General features: G+C 67.4%; 19 protein-coding genes and 1 tRNA gene. 4 read left to right on the top strand and 16 right to left on the bottom strand.

Annotated features, from left to right (window positions below; translation table 11 throughout):
- Positions 1-18: 18 nt before the first annotated feature.
- The 5 genes from C693_RS0103495 to C693_RS21015 form a co-directional block, all read right to left on the bottom strand.
- The gene (locus tag C693_RS0103495; protein WP_241762623.1) at positions 19-603 is read right to left on the bottom strand and encodes a pilus assembly PilX family protein; all 585 of its coding nucleotides are present in this window, start codon (positions 601-603) and stop codon (positions 19-21) included.
- A gap of 19 nt (positions 604-622) precedes the next feature.
- Positions 623-1,654, bottom strand: a complete 1,032-nt coding sequence (locus C693_RS0103500) for a PilW family protein (RefSeq protein ID WP_026107152.1) — start codon at positions 1,652-1,654, stop codon at positions 623-625.
- Positions 1,651-2,163: a type IV pilus modification protein PilV gene (gene pilV / locus C693_RS0103505; RefSeq protein ID WP_017460870.1), complete on the bottom strand. Its 513-nt coding sequence runs from the start codon at positions 2,161-2,163 to the stop codon at positions 1,651-1,653. The genes C693_RS0103500 and pilV overlap by 4 nt, the downstream gene beginning before the upstream one ends.
- On the bottom strand, positions 2,160-2,681 hold the full coding sequence (locus tag C693_RS0103510) for a GspH/FimT family pseudopilin (RefSeq protein ID WP_017460871.1): 522 nt from the start codon (positions 2,679-2,681) through the stop codon (positions 2,160-2,162). Before C693_RS0103510 ends, pilV begins: the two co-directional genes overlap by 4 nt.
- 167 nt (positions 2,682-2,848) lie before the next feature.
- Positions 2,849-4,789 carry a GGDEF domain-containing protein gene (locus C693_RS21015; protein ID WP_017460872.1) on the bottom strand — a complete coding sequence of 647 codons (1,941 nt, stop codon included), beginning with the start codon at positions 4,787-4,789 and terminating at the stop codon, positions 2,849-2,851.
- A gap of 201 nt (positions 4,790-4,990) precedes the next feature.
- Here C693_RS21015 and C693_RS0103520 point away from each other — a divergent pair.
- Positions 4,991-5,066, top strand: a tRNA-Thr gene (locus tag C693_RS0103520).
- A 62-nt stretch (positions 5,067-5,128) separates the two neighbouring features.
- Here C693_RS0103520 and ispH read toward each other — a convergent pair.
- The 5 genes from ispH to murJ form a co-directional block, all read right to left on the bottom strand.
- Positions 5,129-6,085: a 4-hydroxy-3-methylbut-2-enyl diphosphate reductase gene (gene ispH, locus C693_RS0103525; protein WP_017460873.1), complete on the bottom strand. Its 957-nt coding sequence runs from the start codon at positions 6,083-6,085 to the stop codon at positions 5,129-5,131.
- A 63-nt stretch (positions 6,086-6,148) separates the two neighbouring features.
- Positions 6,149-6,643 (bottom strand): signal peptidase II, encoded by a 495-nt coding sequence (lspA, locus tag C693_RS0103530; RefSeq protein WP_017460874.1) that lies wholly within the window; start codon positions 6,641-6,643, stop codon positions 6,149-6,151.
- An 81-nt stretch (positions 6,644-6,724) separates the two neighbouring features.
- On the bottom strand, positions 6,725-9,586 hold the full coding sequence (gene ileS, locus C693_RS0103535; protein ID WP_017460875.1) for an isoleucine--tRNA ligase: 2,862 nt from the start codon (positions 9,584-9,586) through the stop codon (positions 6,725-6,727).
- Between the two features lie 185 nt (positions 9,587-9,771).
- On the bottom strand, positions 9,772-10,725 hold the full coding sequence (locus C693_RS0103545; RefSeq protein WP_026107154.1) for a bifunctional riboflavin kinase/FAD synthetase: 954 nt from the start codon (positions 10,723-10,725) through the stop codon (positions 9,772-9,774).
- 36 nt (positions 10,726-10,761) lie between these two features.
- A complete protein-coding gene (murJ, locus tag C693_RS0103550) occupies positions 10,762-12,369 on the bottom strand; it encodes a murein biosynthesis integral membrane protein MurJ (protein WP_026107155.1) in 1,608 nt (535 codons plus the stop codon).
- 257 nt (positions 12,370-12,626) lie between these two features.
- Here murJ and rpsT point away from each other — a divergent pair, with 257 nt between their 5' ends.
- Positions 12,627-12,890, top strand: coding sequence for a 30S ribosomal protein S20 (gene rpsT, locus C693_RS0103555; protein WP_017460878.1), 264 nt, complete (start codon positions 12,627-12,629; stop codon positions 12,888-12,890).
- A gap of 86 nt (positions 12,891-12,976) precedes the next feature.
- On the opposite strand, the gene C693_RS0103560 is transcribed toward rpsT, so the two are convergent.
- From C693_RS0103560 to C693_RS0103585, 6 genes are all read right to left on the bottom strand, one after another.
- A complete protein-coding gene (locus tag C693_RS0103560; protein WP_017460879.1) occupies positions 12,977-13,702 on the bottom strand; it encodes a copper homeostasis protein CutC in 726 nt (241 codons plus the stop codon).
- Positions 13,702-14,754 carry a N(4)-(beta-N-acetylglucosaminyl)-L-asparaginase gene (locus tag C693_RS0103565; RefSeq protein WP_017460880.1) on the bottom strand — a complete coding sequence of 351 codons (1,053 nt, stop codon included), beginning with the start codon at positions 14,752-14,754 and terminating at the stop codon, positions 13,702-13,704. The genes C693_RS0103560 and C693_RS0103565 overlap by 1 nt, the downstream gene beginning before the upstream one ends.
- 95 nt (positions 14,755-14,849) lie before the next feature.
- The gene (cgtA, locus tag C693_RS0103570) at positions 14,850-15,941 is read right to left on the bottom strand and encodes an Obg family GTPase CgtA (protein WP_017460881.1); all 1,092 of its coding nucleotides are present in this window, start codon (positions 15,939-15,941) and stop codon (positions 14,850-14,852) included.
- 138 nt (positions 15,942-16,079) lie between these two features.
- Positions 16,080-16,337: a 50S ribosomal protein L27 gene (gene rpmA, locus C693_RS0103575; protein ID WP_017460882.1), complete on the bottom strand. Its 258-nt coding sequence runs from the start codon at positions 16,335-16,337 to the stop codon at positions 16,080-16,082.
- Positions 16,338-16,356: 19 nt separating this feature from the next.
- Positions 16,357-16,671 (bottom strand): 50S ribosomal protein L21, encoded by a 315-nt coding sequence (rplU, locus tag C693_RS0103580; protein ID WP_017460883.1) that lies wholly within the window; start codon positions 16,669-16,671, stop codon positions 16,357-16,359.
- A 128-nt stretch (positions 16,672-16,799) separates the two neighbouring features.
- Complete coding sequence (locus C693_RS0103585) at positions 16,800-17,336, bottom strand: DUF2059 domain-containing protein (RefSeq protein ID WP_017460884.1); 537 nt, start codon at positions 17,334-17,336, stop codon at positions 16,800-16,802.
- 148 nt (positions 17,337-17,484) lie between these two features.
- On the opposite strand from C693_RS0103585, the gene uvrA reads away from it, so the two are divergent.
- The gene (uvrA, locus tag C693_RS0103590; RefSeq protein ID WP_017460885.1) at positions 17,485-20,424 is read left to right on the top strand and encodes an excinuclease ABC subunit UvrA; all 2,940 of its coding nucleotides are present in this window, start codon (positions 17,485-17,487) and stop codon (positions 20,422-20,424) included.
- Positions 20,421-20,936 (top strand): acyl-CoA thioesterase, encoded by a 516-nt coding sequence (locus tag C693_RS0103595; protein WP_017460886.1) that lies wholly within the window; start codon positions 20,421-20,423, stop codon positions 20,934-20,936. Before uvrA ends, C693_RS0103595 begins: the two co-directional genes overlap by 4 nt.
- Positions 20,937-21,000 lie beyond the last annotated feature (64 nt).

Raw genomic sequence — 21,000 nt, forward strand, 5'->3', positions numbered from 1 at the left:
GGACATTCGGTGGAAGGATCAATCCTGCTTGACGATCGCCTGCAGCGTCACGACAGCGCGGGATCCCGTCTGGCTGGGGTCGCCGCTGCGCGCGGTAATGCGGTAGTACTCGGCCGTGCTGGACAGGCCCTGGACGCCGAACTGGGCCGCGTTGGCGGTCTGGTTGAAACCGGTATCGGAACTCGGGTCGTACCAGCTGCCCATGTCCTCGATGATGTACTGCGGCTGTGCCAGGGACTGTCCGCTGATCGTGAACTGGCCGGAGCCGGTGCCCGATTCGACGGTGACGATCTTCACCCCGCTGTCGTCGAACGGATTCGCCGTGCACGCGACGCCACCGGCACGGCAGTCACGCGCCACGTCACCAGGATTGGTCGTTATCCGCTGCTGGGCGGCACGAAGCGCGGCTTCGGCGCTCTGGAAAGCCACCTGGCGGTCGTACTGATTGGCTGCCATCTTCTGCTGCATGATGGTTCCACGCATCGCGGCCAGACCCACCAGCGCGATCACCACGAGCAGCAGCAGGGCCACCACCAGCGCCACGCCGCGTTCATGGCGGCGCGCTGGCCGCTGCCGGCGCAGAACGGCCTTGGGACTGGGCATCAGTCGAGCATGCATCATGTCAGTGCACCCGGTTGCGCAGATTGGTGGTGGACGTGAGCGTCCGCTGCAGAGGCTTGGTGTCGGTGCCCGCGCGCTGGTCGGAGCTCTGCAGCGTCAGGGTGACGCGCACCGCATCGACACCAGGCCAGTTGGTTACGCCACTTGCGTCGACGAAGGTCGAGCCGCCCTGGTGGTACTGGATCTGCAGGTTGCTGACGTTGCGGACCATTTCGTAGGCCGTCGGCGTCGGAGACGCTGCCTTGTTTTCCAGGGAAACGCGATAGAGCGAACTGACGCCGTCGGCTCCGGTACCCACGAACCAGTCCGCAGGGCTGATCCGGGCGATCAGCGCGTTGCGCTTGAAGGTGTACGCATTACCGGAGGACGAGCACACGGTCGGGAAGCCGAGTCCCTGCGAGCAGTTCCCTGGGCTGCCTGCCAGGCCATGGGTCAGCGTGGTACCGGACACGCCTGCGAGCTGCACGACGGTGGAGTGGTCCGGGTCGCAGACAACGACCACGTCGCCTTTGGCCAGATTGGTGCTGGTTTCGTTGATGGTGAAGCTACCGGCGGTCTCGGTGTCCACGTTCATGGTCACCCCGGAGTGTTCGACACCGATCAGCTGGATCGAATCGGTGTTGGCTACATAAGTCGGCCCCGATGAGAGACCGGTCAGGGCCGGATCCGTAGTCGTCGCGGCACCTTCATAGCCATGCACCGAGTTGTTCCAGTCGGCCCACCACACGGCCGTGCCACCACCACCCGGCGCACTCGTGAGCACGTTTGCGATACGGGCGGAGTCCGGGGTGCTGTTGCAGCCGGTGAGCCCTGCGTCGCGGATATCCCTTGCCATCAGCTCGAACGCGACGCGGGCACTGTCCTGCACGTCGCCCAGTGCCGCGTTGGTCCGGTAGGTCTGCTGGTTGGCCAGAAACACGCTGACCACACCACCGATGACGATCAGGCCAAGCAGCATGGCGATCATCAGCTCCACCAGCGTGAAACCGTGCTGCAGGCACCGCTGCCGGCGCATCGTTGAAAACCTGTTCATAACAGCGCCTTGGTGGACACGGTCTGCGCCTTGTCGCCGCCTTTGCCGGAGCGACTGTCATCGAACGTGATAGCTACCGTACAGTCGCCCGCCGTGGTGCACGTGATCGTGCCGCTGGTCGACCCGGAGGCGCCCAGGTCCTGCCCCAGCTGCTTGCACCACAGGCCGATCTGGGTCTGGGCCAACGTACCGGTGGTCGTCGGGCAGTTGTCGGCTTTGACAGTGCCGTTGTACGGCAGTGTGGGAGACGTGGCATTGACGCGATCCGCGCGCATCGCATCGAGGATCGAATAACTCGAAATGGTCGCCATGCTGCGGGCCAGGGCGCTGTTGTTGGTCGACAACGACATCGCCTGCAGTGCTGCGACACCGAGAAACCCGATCGACAGGATAAGCACCGCGATCAGCACCTCGATCAGGCCGACGCCGGCCTGGCCGTGCCGACCGGCGCGCACAGGGTGATGGCAGCCTGTGGCGGCGGCCAGCTGGGGGCTTTCGTGGCGGCTCACGGACAGTCTCCCGTTTGCTTCTGGGTCTGGATGGAATACCCGGCGGTGATGGTCACCACGCGATGGTTGTCGCTGCTCAGGTCGCTGGTGCAGATGTCCGCGATCGTGACCTGCGCCGGCGCGGTGGAGCCCGCTACGGTCGCAAGCCCCTCCCCGTTGAATTGCAGTGCGGCCATGCCTCCGTTGAGCTTCAGCGGCGCAGTCACGTTGAGCGATGCCGCACGAACCAGCACTGCACTGCTGCCGTTCAGCGCATAGACGGCACCCGCCTGTGTGCCGCACGCCGACCCGAGGGTGCTGGACGTGTTGGACGAGGCGGAGTCGCTGCACAACTGGGTACGCGCATTCAGCTTGATCGCCTCCAGGCGCGCGGTGTTGAACGCCGCGATCACATCGTTGGAGGCTGTGCTGAGACGGGACGAGAGTGTGATGGTGCGGAAGCTGGGCACGGCGATCGCGAGAAGAATCGCCGCCACGGCCACGGTGATCATGAGCTCGACCAACGTGAAGCCACGCATCCTGCACGACGAACCCCGCCGCCCAATCCCGCCACGGGAATCGGAGCCGGCAGGCCGCCAGACTGAACCAGAAGAAAAACGCATATGTCCCCCACCCTGATGCGTGGGGCGAAGATATCGTGCAGAGGGTGGCTCCTGCCGCCTACGGCCCGACAAACGGCGGCAAATTACCGACGAGCGGGCTGCATCCTGGCCGAAATGTGAACTGCATCGCTCCCGACGACGGTCATCGAGACCTCCCCGGTCCCTGCAACCTCGACCCGGTCCCGGCCGGATGCCTTTGCCCGGTAGAGGGCCTCGTCCGCTCGCAGGATCAGTTCCGCAAGCTCCCGATCGCCCTCCCGGCGGGTGGTCACCCCCAGGCTGATCGATGTGCCCGAAGCTGTCGGCACGACGTCGCCGAGATCGAGCATGCGGACGCGTTCGCGCAGGCGCTCGGCCACCTCCCTGGCCGCAAGGGCGTCGGTGTTCGGCAGCAAAACGACGAACTCTTCCCCGCCCACGCGACCGATCTGGTCACCATGGCGCAGCATGCCCCTGCAGGTATCGACGATGCGCTGGAGCACGACATCCCCCGCCTGATGGCCGCAGGCATCGTTGATCTGCTTGAAGTGGTCCACGTCCAGCACCACCACGGCCATCGGCTCGTCGCGCTTGATCGCCTCGTCGAGCATCGGCTGACCCAGGGCCTCGATGCGGCGGCGATTGGCGATGCCGGTCAGCGGGTCGGTCATCGCCATCCGGTGCAGGCTGCGCGCGGCGCGTACCTGTCGCCGCGCCTGCCAGAGCAGCAGCGCGATCAGCAGACCGCCCATCACGAGAGCCGCCCACTGCCAGCGCCGGACCTTCTCCAGCGAAACCAGTTGCGCTTCCTTGAGCTGGCGGTCGGCCGCCAGTCTCCGGTTTTCCTGCTCGCGGCGCGCGGTATCGAACTGGTAGCTCATCAGGGTCGTCGTATACGACCTCGCCTTGCGATCGAGCGCCTGGTGGACCTTGATCATTTCCTTGAGGTCGGCCAGCGCCTGGGTGGTTTTCCCCAGGGCCTCGTAGCTGCGCGAGCGCTGCTGCAAAAGGTCGGCGTAGTAACGGAGGTTCCCGCTTTTGCGCAGGAACGCCTCCGACCGGTCGAAATCGGCGATGGCCTGCTCGTGCTCGCCAAGGCCGGCGTGCGCCTCGCCCTCCTGCAGCGCGATCATGTCGCCGTTGGAACGGTCGCCGATGGCCTTCAGGCCGGCTTCCGCCTTGCCCAGCTCCGCCAGCGCCCCGGTGTAGTCCCCGCCAAGGTTGTCGACCTGGGCCAGCCCCAGATGCGCCGATGCCTGCGTCGCGGTGTTGCCGACCATTTCCCCGATCCGCAAGGCTGCCTCGAAATGGCTGCTCGCGGCGGGCAGTGCCGTCGAACCCGACTCCACGCCAAGGAAGCCAAGCTCCATGTGGGCAGCCATCTGCTGGGGAAGATCCTTGCGCTGGATGCCGAATTTCATCAGCCGCTCGAGGTAGTCCTTCGCCTCCTGCCGCTCGCCCAGTCGCCGGTAGGCGACCGCGATATTGAACAGGTTCTGCTCGCTTTCCAGCGGCTCGCCGGCACTGTCATAGAACTTCTGCGCGTCCAGGAAATCCACCAGCGCCAGCGCGTGCTCACCGAGCAGGGACTGCACCGAGCCGCGCCAGGTCAGCCCATCGGCGACCAGGCGGTTGTTTTCCTCGGCCCGGGCGATTTCGATACCCGCGTTGTAGTCCGCCAGCGCATCCCGGGGCGTGGTGAGAGCCTCCTGGTTGGCCCCGCGGCAAAAATGGAAATTGACCTCGGCATCGGCATATCCGATGCGCCGGGCGTCCTCCAGGCCCTGCTCGGCGTAGGCTTTCCCGGCAGACGGGTCATCGGAGATACCCAGGATGCAGTACATGTAGCGATAGCGCAGCTCACGCCGTGCATCGCCGGCCGGAACTTCTGCCTTGAGCTTCTCCAGATCACGCAGGGCCTCGGCGTGGGTAGTGATCACCACCTCGCCGCGCTCGAGCTGATCGGCGTAGAGATCGAAGGCACTGCCGTTCCCGCCCTGGCTGGGCTCCTGCGCCATCGCGGCGGCGCAGAAGAGCAGCGACATCACGAGGATGTCCCTGGACCGTCGCCGGATGGAAAGGGCTGATAGCAAGACTGATGCTCGGCTGTGGCCACTCCGTTGGCGCTGGAAAGCGAAATTCGTGTGCACCATAACGGCCCCGGTCCGGACAACTTGAACACGTTTGCCCCTGGCGGCGGGCCGCTTGCGCGCCCCTCGCCCTCCCCGTAAACTTTGCGGCTCCCCGCCGGAATAGCTCAGTTGGTAGAGCGGCGCATTCGTAATGCGTAGGTCGTAGGTTCGATTCCTATTTCCGGCACCATATACAGCGAAAAGGCCCGCAGCAATGCGGGCCTTTTCGTTTTCCGGATGGGCAGCGGCGGGTCAGGCCGCGGCCGACCCGTCGGCCAGCCGCAGTTCCTTGGGCAGGGCGAAGGTGATGTTTTCCGGCTCGCCATCCAGCTCGCGCACGCTGCCGGCACCCCATGACTGCAGCCGGGCGATGACCTCCTTCACCAGCTTGTCCGGCGCCGAGGCGCCGGCGGTCACGCCGATGCTGGTCACGCCGTCGAGCCACTCGCGGGCAATGTGCTCGGCACCGTCGATCAGATGGGCCGGCACGCCCTGCTTCTCGGCCAGTTCGCGCAGGCGGTTCGAGTTGGAGCTGTTTACCGAGCCGACCACCAGCACCAGGTCGACCGACTCGGCCAGCCTGCGCACGGCGTCCTGGCGATTCTGGGTGGCGTAGCAGATGTCGTCCTTGCGCGGCCCCTCGATGTCCGGGAAGGCGGCGCGCAGGGCCTCGATGATCGCCTTGGTGTCGTCCACCGACAGCGTGGTCTGGGTGACGTACGAGAGCTGATGCGGAAACCTGGGCGCCAGTCCGGCCACCTGCTCCACCGATTCGACCAGCAGGATCTCGCCGGAATTGGCCGGATTCCACTGTCCCATCGTGCCCTCGACCTCCGGGTGCCCGGCGTGACCGATCAGGACCACGCTGCGACCGATGCGGCCGAGCCTGGCCACCTCCATGTGCACCTTGGTCACCAGCGGACAGGTGGCGTCGAACACCTTCAACCCTCGCTGCTCGGCCTCGACGCGCACCGCCTGCGACACGCCGTGTGCACTGAAGATCACCGTGGCGCCATCGGGTACCTCGGCCAGCTCCTCGACGAACACCGCACCGTCGGCGCGCAGCTTGTCCACCACGTAGCGGTTGTGCACCACCTCGTGCCGCACGTAGATCGGCGCGCCGTAGGATTCCAGCGCACGCTCGACGATGGCGATGGCGCGGTCGACGCCGGCGCAGAAGCCGCGGGGATTGGCGAGAAGGATGTCCACGAGAGATCCGGTCGATCGGGTGAGGCTGCGATTATCGCACGCTCTCCCGCTCCCCGCCCCGGATCAGCCGGTCTTGCGCTTGTCGGCGAACAGGCCGAATGCGACCAGCAGCACGGCGCCCACGGTGATGCCGCAATCGGCCACGTTGAACACCGGGTAGCTCCATTCGTGCCAGTAGACCTGGATGAAGTCGGTTACCACCGCGGCGTGCAGGCGGTCGATCAGGTTGCCGATCGCGCCGCCGATCACCAGCGCCAGCGGCAGCGCGGTGCGCCAGTCCCGGCGAGGGGTGCGAGCGAGCCAGACCGTCAGCATTGCACTGATCACCACCGCCAGAGCGACGAAGAACCAGCGCTGCCAGCCTGCACTCCCGGCCAGGAAGCTGAATGCCGCGCCGGGATTGAACGCCAGCGTCCAGTTGAGCAGGCCCGGAATTACCGGATGCGGCGTGCCGGCAGGCGCCAGCGCGTGCAGCGCCCACACCTTGGTCAGCTGATCGACTGCGACGAGACCGACGGATAGCAGCAGCCAGGGAAGCGCGCGGGGGTTCGAAGACATGAAGGACTCTTTGGTGGAGCCGGCCCTGCCGGCATCGCTTGGCGGCATCCCCGCGCCCTACCAAGGGTGCGGGGATGGAAGTCAGAAGCTGCGGCGCATCTCGCCGGCACCGGCCACGTTCTCCACGCAGCGACCGCACAGCTCGGGATGGTCGGCATGGCTGCCGACGTCGTCGCGACGGTGCCAGCAGCGGATGCACTTGGTGGCCGCGCTGACCTCGGCGGAGACCCAGGCCTCGGCCCCGTCGAGTTCGACCGGCACCGCCGCCTCCGGACGCGGTGCCAACGGCGCCAGCGTGAGCTCGGAGGTGATGAAGAAGAACCGCAGCTCGTCCGCCGCCGTGGCGTAGCGGGCACGCAGGGCATCGTCGGCGTGCACGGTGAGCTTCGCTTCCAGCGCCGCGCCGATCTGCTCGGCCTTGCGCATGCCCTCGAGCACGCGCGAAGCGGTCTCGCGGATCGCCAGCAGGTCGGCCCACCAGCGCCGCTGCTCCGGCGAGCCCTGGGTGGCGGCCAGGCCGTCGTACCAGGTCTCGAACAGCACGCTCTCGCCGCGCTCGCCCGGCAGCGACTGCCAGATTTCCTCGGCGGTGAAGCTCAGCACCGGCGCCAGCCAGCGCACCATCGCCTCGGCGATGCGGTACATCGCGCTCTGCGCGCTGCGCCGGCCCAGGCTGCCGGTGGGCATGGTGTAGAGGCGGTCCTTGGTGATATCCAGGTACAGCGCGCCCAGCTCGTTGGTGCAGAAGTTCTGCACGCGGGCGATCACCTCGGGGAAGTCGTAGCGCTCGTAGGCGGCCAGCACCGCCTGCTGCACGTCGTACGCCTGCTGCACCGCCCACTGGTCCAGCAGCAGGCTGTCCTCCACCGCGACCAGGTGCGCCGCCGGATCGAAGCCGTCGAGGTTGCCAAGCAGGAAGCGCGCGGTATTGCGGATGCGGCGATAGCTGTCCGAGACGCGCTTCAAGATCTCGTCGGAAACGGTCATCTCGTTGCGGTAGTCGGCCGAGGCCACCCACAGGCGCAGCACATCGGCGCCCAGCGTGTCCATCACCTTCTGCGGCGCCACCACGTTGCCCAGCGACTTGGACATCTTGCGGCCGGACGCATCCACCGTGAAGCCGTGGGTGAGCACGTGGTGGTACGGCGCGCGGCCATGGATCGCCGCCGAGGTCAGCAGCGAGGACTGGAACCAGCCGCGGTGCTGGTCCGAGCCTTCCAGGTACATCACGGTGTAGTCGCTGGCTCCACCGACCTGCAGCTCGGGGCGCTGGCCGATCACGCCGAAATGGGTCACGCCGGAGTCGAACCACACGTCCAGCACGTCGGTGACCTTCTCGTAATCCTTGGCCTGGTCGCCCAGCAGCTCGGCCGGATCCAGCGCGTACCAGGCGTCGATACCGCCCTCTTCCATCCGTTTGGCCACCTGCTCCATCAATGCGACCGAGTCCGGATGCGGCTCCTGCGTGGACTTGTGCACGAACAGCGCGATCGGCACGCCCCAGGTGCGCTGGCGGCTGATGCACCAGTCCGGACGCCCGGCGACCATGCCGGCGATGCGCTCTTCGCCCCACGAGGGCACCCAGCGCACCTGCTTGATCGAGGCCAGCGCCGTTTCGCGCAGGCCGGCCTGTTCCATGCCGATGAACCACTGCGGCGTGGCGCGGTAGATCACCGGCGTCTTGTGCCGCCAGCAGTGCGGGTAGGCATGCTCGATGGTCGCGTGGGCCAGCAGCACGCCGCGGGCGCGCAGGCCCTCGACGATCATCGGGTTGGCTTTCCACAGGTGCACCCCGGCCAGCGCGGTGCCATCCAGCGCCGGCGTGTCCTCGCGATACACGCCGCGGCCGTCGACCAGGTTGATCGTGCCGATGCCGTACTGGCGCGACACGGTGAAGTCCTCCACGCCGTGGTCCGGCGCGGTGTGCACGGCACCGGTACCGTCCTCGGCCGACACGTGGTCGCCGAGGATCACCGGCACCTGCCGGGCGTAGAACGGATGCTGGAGCTGCATGTTTTCCAGCGCCCGGCCCGGCGCGTGGCCGAGCACCACCGGCTGCTCCACGCCGTAGCGCGGCAGCGCGCGTTCCACCAGCGCGCTGGCGATCACCAGCAGCACGCGACGACCGCTGCGCGCCGGCCCCTCGACCAGGGCGTACTCCAGCTCCGCGCCCAGCGACACGGCCAGGCTGGACGGCAGCGTCCACGGGGTGGTGGTCCAGATCGGCACGGCGACGATGGCGTCGCCCGCATCCACGCCGAACGCCTTGGCCAGCGACTGCGGATCGACTGCGTCGTAGGCCACATCCACCGCCGGCGACTGCTTGTCGGCGTACTCGATCTCCGCCTCGGCCAGCGCCGAACCGCAATCGAAGCACCAGTACACCGGCTTGGCGCCGCGCACCACGTGGCCATTGGCGACGATGCGCGACAGCGCGCGCACCATGTCCGCCTCGTACTTGAAGTCCATCGTGCGGTACGGCCGCTGCCAGTCGCCGAGCACGCCCAGCCGCTTGAAGTCGCTGCGCTGGGTATCGACCTGGCTGGCGGCATATTCGCGGCACTTCTGGCGGAACGCGGCGGCGTCGAGCTTGTCGCCCGGCTTGCCGTACTGCTTTTCCACCGCGATCTCGATCGGCAGGCCGTGGCAGTCCCAGCCCGGCACGTAGGGTGCGCGATAGCCGGCCAGCAGCTTGGACTTGACCGTCATGTCCTTGAGGATCTTGTTCACCGCGTGGCCGATGTGGATCGCGCCGTTGGCGTACGGCGGGCCGTCATGCAGCACGAACACCTTGTCGCGGCCGGCCGCCCTGGCCTGGATCTGCGCGTAGCGATCCACCTGTTCCCACTCGGCCAGCCAGCCCGGCTCGCGCTTGGGCAGGTCGCCGCGCATCGGGAAATCCGTCTGCGGCAGGTTGATGGTGCTCTTGTAGTCGGTGCTCATCGCTTCGAATGCCTTCTTAGCTGTCTCGTCCCGGGGCCGGAGGGTCACGGGCGCTGTTTTACCGCCCGTCGCGCGCGGCGACAGGCGCTCGCGCTGCGGGCGGGACCTTCAAATAATAATGATCGCCACGACGCCGCTGGCGCGGTCGCGGGTGGGGTACGGCGAATTGATCGTTTCGCTGAGCATCATGCGCGAGCCAGTACCGGGTTCATGCCCAGGACGCTCCGGGCCGAGCGCGCATCATGATCCATCTGCGCCTTCAGTGCATCCAGTCCGTCGAATTTCTGCTCGTCTCGCAGCTTGGCGACGAACTCCACCGCCATGCGCCGGCCGTAGAGATCGCCCTCGAAATCGAACAGGTGCACTTCCAGCAGCGGCTGGGTCACCTGGTTCACGGTCGGCCGTACGCCCAGGCTGGCCACGCCGGGCCAGGCGCACTCGCTATCGCCCAGGCCGACACGGACCGCGAAGATGCCCTGCACCGGGCTGACCCGGCTGTGCAGGTGGATATTGGCGGTGGGATAGCCCAGGGTCCGGCCCAGCTGGTTGCCGTATTCGACCTTGCCCTCGATGACGAACGGCCGCCCAAGCAACGGTGCGGCGGCGGCAAAATCGCCCGCGGCCAGCAGCTCGCGTACCCGGGTCGCCGAGACGCGCTCGTCGTGCAGCAACACCGGCGGCATGGTGCGGGCGACAAAACCCAGCTCCCGCCCCATCCGCTCCAGCAGCGCCACGTCGCCTGCCCGCTTGTGTCCGAAACGGAAATCGCCACCCACCCACACTTCCCGGGCAGCGAGGCGATCGACCAGCACCTGCTGCACGAATGCCTGCGGTGCCATGGCCGCCAGCGCCGCGTTGAAGCGCAGCAGCAGCGCCTGCGAGATGCCGGCCGCGTCGAAGCCGATCAACTTCTCGCGAACGCTGGAAAGCCGGGGAACCGGCTGCGGCGAGAAATACGCGCGCGGCAATGGCTCGAAGCTGACGACCGCCGGCTCGCAGTCGAGCGCGGCGGCGCGTTCCCGCACTTCGGCGAGCAAGGCCTGGTGGCCGCGGTGCAGGCCATCGAACGCACCGATCGCCACGACGCTTCCGCGTGGCGCCAAGCAGGGTCCCGCGACGTCCCGTGAAAGCTTGATCATCGGGCCATTATACCGGCCCGCCACGCGGCCCGGGCCTCAGTGGGCACGCAGGTCACGCAGCCGGAAGCCCAGCGCGAACAGCGCGGCGACGTAGGTGCTGCCGCCGGCGATCACCAGCACCATCAGGTGCCACACGCGATCGGACACCCTCGCGTCGCTCCAGTCCGGCCACAGCCAGCGCCCGGCCAGCAGCACCGCCACCATGGCCGTGCAAGCCACCCCCAGCCGGAGCCAGTGGCGTGACCAGCCCGGTGCGCGACGGTACACGCCGTCACGCTTCAGCCAGCGCCACAACAGCAGGAAGTTCACGTAGCTGGACAGCGAACTGGCGATAGCCAGTCCGACGTGCAGGCCGCGAACCTGGGCGATGCCGGCGATCCAGCTCCCCGCCAGCTGGGCCGGGGTCGCCCACAGCTGGTACAGCAGCGCGATGAACAGGCCGTTGAACACCATGTTGGCGACCAGCGCCACCACGCCGGCACGGACCGGGGTCCGCGTGTCCTGACGCGAGTAGAACGCCGGCAACAGCACCTTGACCAGCGCATAGGCCGGCAGGCCGGCGCTCAGAGCCAGCACCGACATCGCCGCCATCCGCGCATCGGTCGCGGTGAAGCGGCCGTTCTGGAAGAAGGTCGCCACCAGCGGCTCGGCCAGCAGCAGCAGCGCCAGCATGGCCGGCAGCGCGATCAGCAGGGTGACCCTCAGCCCCCAGTCCAGCGCCCGCGAGAAACCCTCGCGGTCGGTACCGACGTGATGGCGCGACAGCGAGGGCAGGATCACCGTCCCCAGCGCCACGCCGAACACCCCCAGCGGAAGCTCGAGGAAGCGCGTGGCCTGCCACAGCCAGGTCTGCGAGCCGGTCACCAGGAAGGAGATGACCACCGTATCGAGCAGCAGGTTGAGCTGGGCCACCGATGATCCGAACAGGGTCGGCACCATCAGCCGCATGATCCGGCGCACCACCGGATGGTTCCAGCCCCAGCGCGGTCGCTGCAGCAGGCCCAGCCGCGCCACCGCCGGCAGCAGGAAGAGCCACTGCAGCACGCCGGCGACCAGCACCGCCCAGCCCATCGCCATGATCGGCACCTGCAGCCGCGGCGCCAGCCACAGCGCGCCGGCGATCATGCACAGGTTGAGAATCACCGGAGCCAGCGCCGGCAGCGCGAAACGGTGGAAGCTGTTCAGCACCCCGGCCGCCAACGCGTTGAGCGACACGAAGAAGATGAAGGGAAACGTCAGCCTCACCAGGTCGGTGGTCAGGTCGAACTTGTGCGGATTGTCCAGCGCACCCGGAGCGAACATCGAGGCGACCTGTGGCGCAAACACCAGGCCCAGTCCGGTCACCAGCAGCAACACGCCCCCCAGCGTGCCCGAGACCCGGGCCAGCAGTTCCTTGAGCTGCTCGCGGGTCCCGGTTTCCTTCACCTCGGTGAATACCGGCACGAAAGCGGTGGAGAACGAGCCCTCCGCAAACAGGCGCCGCATGAAGTTGGGAATGCGGAAGGCGATCACGAAGGCATCCGTCGCCGCGCTGGCGCCGAACACATGGCTCATGGAGATATCGCGGACCAGTCCGAGGACGCGCGAGACCATGGTCATGCTGCTGAACGACAGCAGCCCGCGCAGCATGCTGGGAGACTTCATGCGGGTGACGCCACCTCTGTGGATGGATACGGTGCGAGCCGCGGCACGGCGCGCAAAGGGCGTAGTGTGACAGCGGCGGGGGGCGCGGTGACAGGCTCAGGTGTGGCACAATCCGGGCACGCAGCGACCGTCATCGACGGCCTGTCACACCGGGCGCCGCAAGCGCCCATCGGTCGCGCCAAGTGCTTGACGCCATAGCGCAATGCACGCATAATTGCGCGTCTTTTTCCAACCCCAAGCGATTTCGGAGTTTTACCTTGGCCAACATCAAGTCCGCGAAGAAGCGTGCGCGCCAGTCCGAGCAGCGCCGCCTGCGCAACGTCAGCGCCCGTTCCATGGTGCGCACCGCCCTCAAGAAGGTCGTCAAGGCCATCGAGGCCAAGGACAAGGCTGCCGCGGTCGAGGCCTTTGCCGCCGCCCAGCCGGTCATGGATCGCTACGCCGCACGCGGCCTGATCCACAAGAACAAGGCTGCTCGCCACAAGAGCCGCCTCAACGCGAAGATCCGCGAGCTGGCCTGAAGCCAGAACGCTCCTTCGGGTTGGTGAACAAGCCGGCGCAAGCCGGCTTTTTCTTTGTCCGGCTGCCTGCCGTGCCCGACCCGCCATCAAGCGGGCATCAACGCGGCGACCAGCGCGGCGACGATGGCAGGGGCGGTCTCGTCACGGTCCACCGCCAGATCCTGCAGTCGCTCATTGCGCCAGCGCACCACCGAACGCCGCAGCGTACGCGCCGAGGCATGGACTTCGTCGACGCCGCTGCGTGCCAGCACCTCGCGGACGTTGCCCGGCCGGATGCCGGACCCGGCCATCACCCGGATGCGGCCGGCCGACTGCCGGACCCGCGCAGCGATGGCTTCGGCCCCTTCCAGCGCGCTCGGGCAACCGCCAGAGGTAAGCACGCGATTGCAGCCCAGCCCGACGACATCCTCCAGCGCCTCCACCGGATTGCAGACCGCATCGAATGCGCGATGGAAAGTCACGCCCAGCGGTCCGGCGGCTTCCACCAGGGCGCGGCAGAGCGGCCGATCGACACGCCCATCGGCATCCAGCGCACCGATCACCACGCCATCGCAGCCGAGCCGGACGCAGGCTTCCACGTCGCGCAGCATGATTTCCAGTTCGGCTTCGCCGTAGAGGAAATCCCCGGTCCGCGGCCGGATCAGCACATGCAGCGGGATCGACAGCCGGTCGCGTGCGATCGCTACCAGCCCATACGAGGGCGTGACCCCGCCGTCGGCGAGGTTGCCGCACAGCTCCACGCGCCCCGCCCCGCCAGCCTGGGCGACCAGCGCCGACTCGAGCGAGCCGGCGGCGATCTCGAGCAGCGGCATCAGTTGAAGCTCGTGCGGTAAACGCTGGGGGAGCCGAACACCCGATCCTGCGAGTCGGCATCGCACACCGCGTAGGTGAAACCGTGCTGGATCGCGAAGGCACCCACCGCGCCGTCACGGCGCAGCGCGAGGAAGCCGACCTGCAGCTCCTTCGCGCCGTCGGGTCGCTTCTTGACGATGCGGCGCACCGCCTCCTCGCAGGCTTCCCGTGGACTGCGGCCCTGACGCATGAGCTCGACCACGAGGAAGCTGCCGGCGTTGCGGATCACCTCCTCGCCCACACCGGTGGAGGTGGCCCCGCCGACGTCCCCATCGACATACAGGCCGGCACCGATGATCGGGCTGTCGCCGACCCGGCCATGAATCTTCCAGGCCATGCCACTGGTGGTGCAGGCGCCGGCCAGGCGCCCATGTCGATCCACTGCAAGCATGCCGATCGTGTCGTGGTTGTGCTTGCCGCCGGGAAGCCCGAGGCTCTGGTGATAGTCGCGGTTCTCGCTGTTCGGCACCGGGCGGTACTTCGCTTCCTTCATCCACGCGTGCCAGGCCTTCTCGGCTTCGGGAGTGAGCAGGTCCTGCTCGTGGAAACCCTGTTCACGGGCGAACTGGAGCGCCCCCTCTCCCACCAGCAGAACATGCGGCGTCACCTCCATCACCCGGCGCGCCACCCGGATCGGATGCACGATGCGCTCGATACAAGCCACTGCGCCGCAGCGGCCATCGCCGTCCATGATGCTGGCGTCCAGCGTGACGTGGCCATCCCGATCGGGATAGCCGCCCAGGCCCACGCTGTGATTGGCGCGATCGGCTTCCGGAACCTGTACGCCAGCCTCGACCGCATCCAGCGCCTTGCCGCCGGATCCGAGCAAGGCCCAGGCCGCGCGGTTGGCAGGGACGCCAAAGTCCCAGGTCGATACTACGCGGGCACCGCTTCGTGCCGGCACCGCCGCGCGCTGCTCGGGCTCGGTCGTGACAGCCGCACCGATCGACGGTACCGCCAGCGCGCCAGCGGTCATCAGCGTGCTTTTGAGGAAATCGCGACGGGTAGGCATCGGAGAAGCGCTCCTTTCGACGGCCCGGCGGCCGGAAGCGCCCATGATGCCCTGACTCGGACCGCTCGCGAGAGTGCGACGGTCCGGGCGCAGCCTTACTCCTCCGGCTGCGGGGCCTCGCCCCGGCTGCGCACGTCATCGGGCGCGAAGTCGGCCTGCACCTCCTCCTCGGCCTCGCGTCGCTGCGACTCGAAGAAGCGCTGCACCTGCTGGCAGACCGCCATGGTGTTGTCGCGGGCGATCGCCGAGACGAGGAACCACGGCTGGGTCCAGCCCAGTCGCTGGACGATGTCTTCCGCCACCGCCTGGCGCTCGTCTTCCGGCAGCACGTCGGCCTTGTTGAGGACCAGCCAGCGGGGGCGATCCAGCAGGTCCGGGTCGAACTTCGTCAACTCCTGCTCGATGGCGCGCACCTGTTCGACCGGATCGGTGCCGTCGATCGGCGCGATGTCCACCAGATGCAGCAGCAGGCGGGTGCGCGAGACATGGCGCAGGAACTGGATGCCCAGCCCCGCGCCGTCCGCTGCGCCCTCGATCAGGCCCGGGATGTCGGCGATCACGAAGCTCTGGTCGGTGCCGAGGCTGACAACCCCCAGGTTCGGGTGCAGCGTGGTGAACGGGTAATCCGCTACCCGCGGAGTCGCCGCCGATACCGCGCGGATGAAGGTCGACTTGCCGGCGTTCGGGAAGCCCAGCAGGCCCACGTCGGCGAGCAGCTTCAGCTCGAGCTTCAGCTCTCGCACTTCGCCCGGCGTGCCCGAAGTGGCCTTGCGCGGCGCGCGGTTTACCGAACTCTTGAAGTGGATGTTGCCCAGGCCACCCTTGCCGCCCTGGGCCACCAGCAGGCGCTGCCCGTGCTGGGTCAGGTCGCCGATGACCTCATCGGTATCCACGTTCGTGACCACGGTGCCGACCGGCACGCGGACGATGGTGTCCTCGCCCCCCTTGCCGTACATGTCCGAACCCATGCCGTTCTCGCCGCGCTGGGCCTTGAACGCACGCTGGTGGCGGAAATCGACCAGCGTGTTGAGGCCCTCGTCGGCCACCAGCCATACCGAGCCGCCGCTGCCGCCGTCGCCGCCGTTGGGGCCGCCGAAGGGAATGAACTTCTCGCGGCGGAAACTGACGCAGCCATTGCCGCCATTGCCGGCCTGGACCTTGATGACTGCTTCATCGACGAATTTCATGGGATCTGCCCGGAACGCGTAGCGTGAATCGGAAGGGTAACCGGGAATCCGGTGGGCGCGTCGCCCGCCCGGTTCGTGGCCCCGGAAAAACAAAGGCCCCGCCGGAGCGGGGCCTTCGCGCATCGCGACGCGAGCGGCTTAGGCCGGGATCACGTCGACGAAGCGGCGGTTCTTGGCGCCGCGGACCTTGAACTGCACGGTGCCATCGACCAGCGCGTACAGGGTGTGGTCGCGACCGAGACCCACGCCGGTGCCAGCATGGAACTGGGTGCCGCGCTGACGCACGATGATGTTGCCGGCCTCGATGGCCTGGCCGCCGTAGATCTTCACGCCGAGGTACTTCGGGTTCGAATCGCGACCGTTGCGGCTGGAACCTACGCCTTTTTTATGTGCCATGACTCAATGCTCCAGTTGCTCAGGCGTTGATGCCCGTGATTTCCACTTCGGTGAAGTGCTGACGATGACCCTGCTGCTTCTTGTGGTGCTTGCGGCGGCGGAACTTGATGATCCGCACCTTGTCCGCGCGACCATGCTTGCGCACGGTGGCCGAGACGGTGGCGCCGGACACGGTCGGCGCACCGACGGTGATCGACTCGCCCGCACCGACCAGCAGGACCTGGTCGAAGTTCACGGTGGCGCCTTCTTCGGCGTTCAGCAGTTCGACGCGCAGGACGTCGCCCTGCTGCACCCGGTACTGCTTGCCACCAGTCTTGATGACTGCATAACTCATGGGAATGTCCCTTCTGTCGTTATTCTCTTGGGTTCCGACACGCCCAGTCCGGGCGCATTGGACTGCCGAGTATAACGAGGGCTCGGACCACTGGTCAATCCTTGACCACCCGAGACCGGCCCGCCCGGTCAGGGGCTGCTGGCAGCCGCTGCCGGCGCCGCCAGCGCGGGCCGGGGCGTGGCTGACGGCGCGCAGCGCCCTTCCGCGGTCACGGTGCCGTTCTTGTGCAACTCGGTCATCATCGCCTGCGTCCGTCGCTCACCCCATTGCCGCCCCATCTGCATGACCTCGGCCATGATCGAGGGCTGTTCCAGCAGCAGCTTCTTTCCAAGCGGCGAGCGGTAGAACTTCAGCAACCCCCGGACATCCTGCTCGGTGAAGTGCCGCTGGTAGATGGGTACCAGCTTCCCGCTGAGTTCCCGGATGGCCTGGTCATCGAGAAAGCCGCTCCAGTAGCTGGCCGGCACACAGGGAAGCTGCTTGCCCATCATCGCCGCCATCTGGGCATTCATCTGCTGAAACATGCGGTCGGTACCGAACAGGCCCATCAATTCCCGGACCTGCTTGGCACTGGCCTGGCCGGCCATGACAGGCGGCGCTCCCATCACCAGCAGCAAGCCGGCAAGTGCGCCCGAGAAGCGCCGACCAGGGCGTTGGTACGTCATGCACAGGACTCCGGATTCATCGACAAGAGCGCATTTAGCCACAGCAGCGCACCTTCCATGACGACACCGGTGATTCCCCGGGTCAGGCAGCGCCCAGCAGACCACCGGGCATTGCTATATTGGTCGTTTCCCCCCATCTGACCACGCGATGGACACCATTCGCATTCGCGGCGCACGCACGCACAATCTCAAGAACATCGACCTGGACCTGCCGCGCGATCAGCTGATCGTGATCACCGGCCTGTCCGGCTCGGGCAAATCCTCGCTGGCCTTCGACACCATCTACGCCGAAGGCCAGCGGCGCTACGTCGAGTCGCTCTCGGCCTACGCGCGGCAGTTCCTGTCGATGATGGAAAAGCCCGACGTCGACCACATCGAGGGTCTGTCGCCGGCGATCTCGATCGAGCAGAAATCCACCTCGCACAACCCGCGATCCACTGTGGGCACGATCACCGAGGTCTACGACTACCTGCGCCTGCTGTACGCCCGCGTCGGCACGCCGCGCTGCCCGGACCACGGCATTCCGCTGGAGGCGCAGACGGTCAGCCAGATGGTCGACGCCACGCTGGCGATGGACGCCGAGAAGCGGCTGATGCTGCTGGCCCCGGTGATCCGCGACCGCAAGGGCGAGCACGTGCAGGTGTTCGAGCAGCTGCGCGCGCAGGGCTTCGTGCGTGCGCGCGTCGATGGCGCGGTCTACGACCTCGATGCCGTGCCGCCGCTGACCCTGCGCCAGAAGCACACCATCGAGGTGGTGGTCGATCGCTTTCGTCCGCGCGAGGACATCAAACAGCGCCTGGCCGAATCGTTCGAGACGGCGCTGCGGCTGGGCGACGGCCTGGTGCTGCTGGCCGACATGGACCACACCGACCAGCCCGACCAGATGCTCTCCTCGCGCTACTCCTGCCCGGTCTGCGACTACTCGCTGCCGGAGCTGGAGCCGCGGCTGTTCTCGTTCAACTCGCCGATCGGCGCCTGCCCCGAGTGCGACGGTCTGGGCGTGACCCAGGTATTCGATCCGGCGCGGGTGGTCGGCCATCCGGAGCTGTCGCTGGCCGGCGGCGCGATCCGCGGCTGGGATCGGCGCAACCCGCACTACTTCCAGATGCTTCAGTCGTTGGCCTCGCACTACGGTTTCGACGCCGACACGCCATGGCAGAAGCTGCCTGCGGCCACGCAGAAGGCGGTACTGCACGGCAGCGGCCGTGAGCCGATCGCCTTCCGCTACATCACCGAGCGCGGTGGCCGGGTGACCCGCGAGCATCCGTTCGAGGGCATCCTGCCGAACCTTGAACGCCGCTACAAAGAAACCGAGTCGATGGCGGTCCGCGAGGAGCTGTCCAAGTACATCAGCGACCAGCCCTGCCCGGCCTGCGAAGGCCAGCGGCTGAACCGCTCGGCGCGCAACGTGTTCGTCGCCGACCACGCCCTGCCGGCGCTGACCCACCGCTCGATCGACGATTCGCTGGCGTTTTTCGAGACGCTCACGCTGACCGGCTGGCGCGGCGAGATCGCGGTGAAGATCGTCAAGGAGATCCGCGAGCGGCTGACCTTCCTCAGCGACGTCGGCCTCAATTACCTGACCCTGGACCGCACCGCCGACACGCTGTCCGGCGGCGAGGCCCAGCGCATCCGGCTGGCCAGCCAGATCGGCGCCGGCCTGGTCGGCGTGATGTACGTGCTGGACGAACCGTCGATCGGCCTGCACCAGCGCGACAACGAACGCCTGCTCGGCACGCTGACCCGCCTGCGCGACCTCGGCAACACGGTGATCGTGGTCGAGCACGACGAGGACGCCATCCGCATGGCCGACCACGTGCTCGATATCGGCCCCGGCGCCGGCGTGCACGGCGGCGAGATCGTCGCCCAGGGTTCGGTGGACGACGTACTGGCCTCGCCGCGCTCGGTGACCGGCCAGTTTCTCTCCGGCAAGCGCGCGATCGAGGTGCCGGAGAAGCGTCGCCAGCCGGCCGACAAGGCGTCCTGGCTACACCTGAAAGGCGCCAGCGGCAACAACCTGAAGAACGTGGACCTGGCGGTCCCGGCCGGGCTGTTCACCTGCATCACCGGCGTGTCCGGTTCGGGCAAGTCGACGCTGGTCAACGACACCCTGTTCCGGCTCGCCGCGATGGAGCTCAACGGCGCCTCGACGCAGCCGGCGCCGCACCAGTCAGTCACTGGCATGGACCTGTTCGACAAGGTGGTCGACATCGACCAGTCGCCGATCGGTCGCACGCCGCGCTCCAACCCGGCCACCTACACCGGCCTGTTCACGCCATTGCGCGAGATGTTCGCGCAGGTGCCGGAGGCGCGCTCGCGCGGCTACACGCCGGGACGCTTCAGCTTCAACGTGCGCGGCGGCCGCTGCGAGGCCTGCGAAGGCGACGGCATGATCAAGGTGGAAATGCACTTCCTGCCTGACGTCTACGTGCCGTGCGACGTCTGCCACGGCAAGCGCTACAACCGCGAGACGCTGGACATCCTCTACAAGGGCCACACCATCGCCGACGTGCTCGACATGACGGTGGAGGATGCGCTGAAGCTGTTCGAGAACGTGCCGACGATCGCGCGCAAGCTCGACACCCTGCGCGCGGTGGGCCTGGACTACATCAAGCTCGGCCAGAGCGCGACCACCCTGTCCGGCGGCGAAGCGCAGCGCGTGAAGCTGTCCAAGGAGCTGTCCAAGCGCGACACCGGCCGCACCCTGTACATCCTCGACGAGCCCACCACCGGCCTGCACTTCCACGACATCGAACAGCTGCTCGACGTGCTGCATCAGCTGGTCGACCAGGGCAACACGGTGGTGGTGATCGAGCACAACCTCGACGTCATCAAGACCGCCGACTGGATCGTCGACCTCGGCCCCGAGGGAGGCTCGGGCGGCGGACGCATCCTGGTTTCCGGCACGCCGGAAACGGTGGCCGCCACACCTGGCTCGCACACCGGTCACTTCCTCGCGCCGCACCTGCGTTCGACCAAGGCCACCAAGGCCAAGCGCGCCGATGCCCCCAAGCGCACCAAGGCCGCCACCAAGCACATCGCCTCGGCCGACAAGCACCGGCCCATGCCCAGGAAGAAACGTTCGTGACCGAAGAAGAAGGCGCGCCCAAGCGCACCCGCAAGGCCCGCAACGCAAATGCGCAGACCATCCCGCCGCCGATCGCCTCGACGGAGCGGGAGCGCCCTGCCGAGACGCTTTTCGTGGCCGAGCTGGAGGCCCGCTGGCGCGACCTGGATGCGTTCAACCACGTCAACAACGCCACCTACCTGACCTACCTCGAAGAGGCGAGGTTGCAGTGGCTGCGCGAGGTGCCCGGCCCTTGGTTCGATGAACACTCGATGCCGGTACTGGCGGCGAGCCACCTCAACTACCGGTTGCCGATCGCCTGGCCGGCACGCCTTTCGGTGATGCTGTCCTGCGAACGGCTCGGCAACAGCTCGATCACCCTCGCCCATCGCATCGCCGATGCTGACGTGCCGGAGCGGCTCTACTGCGACGGCCACGTGGTGCTGGTCTGGATGGACCCGCACAGCGGCAAGCCGGTGCCGCTGCCGCAGGCGATCCGGGATTCGGCACAGCCGGCCGCGCCTGCCGCCTGAACGCGGCAGGCACGAAAAAGGGGTTGCCCGCCACGACACCCGGCTTGCCTGCGCTTCACGTGCG

The sequence above is a fragment of the Dyella ginsengisoli LA-4 genome (genome assembly GCF_000334915.1).
GTDB lineage: Bacteria > Pseudomonadota > Gammaproteobacteria > Xanthomonadales > Rhodanobacteraceae > Dyella_A > Dyella_A ginsengisoli_A.

What these genes read in the sequence shown, in the direction of transcription:
- C693_RS0103495 (WP_241762623.1), bottom strand. Translation starts at nt 603, where the DNA reads ATGCCCAGTCCCAAGGCCGTTCTGCGCCGGCAGCGGCCAGCGCGCCGC.
- C693_RS0103500 (WP_026107152.1), bottom strand. Translation starts at nt 1,654, where the DNA reads ATGAACAGGTTTTCAACGATGCGCCGGCAGCGGTGCCTGCAGCACGGT.
- C693_RS0103510 (WP_017460871.1), bottom strand. Translation starts at nt 2,681, where the DNA reads ATGCGTGGCTTCACGTTGGTCGAGCTCATGATCACCGTGGCCGTGGCG.
- C693_RS21015 (WP_017460872.1), bottom strand. Translation starts at nt 4,789, where the DNA reads ATGTCGCTGCTCTTCTGCGCCGCCGCGATGGCGCAGGAGCCCAGCCAG.
- lspA (WP_017460874.1), bottom strand. Translation starts at nt 6,643, where the DNA reads ATGTCTTCGAACCCCCGCGCGCTTCCCTGGCTGCTGCTATCCGTCGGT.
- ileS (WP_017460875.1), bottom strand. Translation starts at nt 9,586, where the DNA reads ATGAGCACCGACTACAAGAGCACCATCAACCTGCCGCAGACGGATTTC.
- C693_RS0103545 (WP_026107154.1), bottom strand. Translation starts at nt 10,725, where the DNA reads ATGATCAAGCTTTCACGGGACGTCGCGGGACCCTGCTTGGCGCCACGC.
- murJ (WP_026107155.1), bottom strand. Translation starts at nt 12,369, where the DNA reads ATGAAGTCTCCCAGCATGCTGCGCGGGCTGCTGTCGTTCAGCAGCATG.
- C693_RS0103560 (WP_017460879.1), bottom strand. Translation starts at nt 13,702, where the DNA reads ATGCCGCTGCTCGAGATCGCCGCCGGCTCGCTCGAGTCGGCGCTGGTC.
- C693_RS0103565 (WP_017460880.1), bottom strand. Translation starts at nt 14,754, where the DNA reads ATGCCTACCCGTCGCGATTTCCTCAAAAGCACGCTGATGACCGCTGGC.
- cgtA (WP_017460881.1), bottom strand. Translation starts at nt 15,941, where the DNA reads ATGAAATTCGTCGATGAAGCAGTCATCAAGGTCCAGGCCGGCAATGGC.
- rpmA (WP_017460882.1), bottom strand. Translation starts at nt 16,337, where the DNA reads ATGGCACATAAAAAAGGCGTAGGTTCCAGCCGCAACGGTCGCGATTCG.
- rplU (WP_017460883.1), bottom strand. Translation starts at nt 16,671, where the DNA reads ATGAGTTATGCAGTCATCAAGACTGGTGGCAAGCAGTACCGGGTGCAG.
- C693_RS0103585 (WP_017460884.1), bottom strand. Translation starts at nt 17,336, where the DNA reads ATGACGTACCAACGCCCTGGTCGGCGCTTCTCGGGCGCACTTGCCGGC.
- uvrA (WP_017460885.1), top strand. Translation starts at nt 17,485, where the DNA reads ATGGACACCATTCGCATTCGCGGCGCACGCACGCACAATCTCAAGAAC.